We start from the raw sequence: 211 nt of genomic DNA on the forward strand, positions 1-211 counted from the left end.
GCCGAGGTCGGCCAGGGCGCCGAGGCCGGTTTCGCGAAGGTGTGCGGTGAGCTTGTCGTGGCGGGCGGTGGTGATCTCGCTGGACCGGCCGGGCCGGGCCGAGGAGATCCAGATCAGGTTGCCCTTCTCGTCGGTCAGCGCGAGAAACAGCAGGCCATGGGCCTTGTGTTTCCCGCTGAAGTTCCTGCGGTTGTCCGCTCCGGTGCGGCGG

General features: G+C 69.2%; 1 protein-coding gene. It reads right to left on the minus strand.

All coding sequences use genetic code 11. From position 1 onward, the window contains the following. Positions 1-211, minus strand: a 211-nt coding sequence (locus ADL01_RS28310; RefSeq protein WP_234354821.1) for a transposase family protein, incomplete at both ends; no start/stop codon positions are given.

The sequence above is a fragment of the Streptomyces sp. NRRL WC-3618 genome, from assembly GCF_001280005.1.
Lineage (GTDB): Bacteria > Actinomycetota > Actinomycetes > Streptomycetales > Streptomycetaceae > Streptomyces.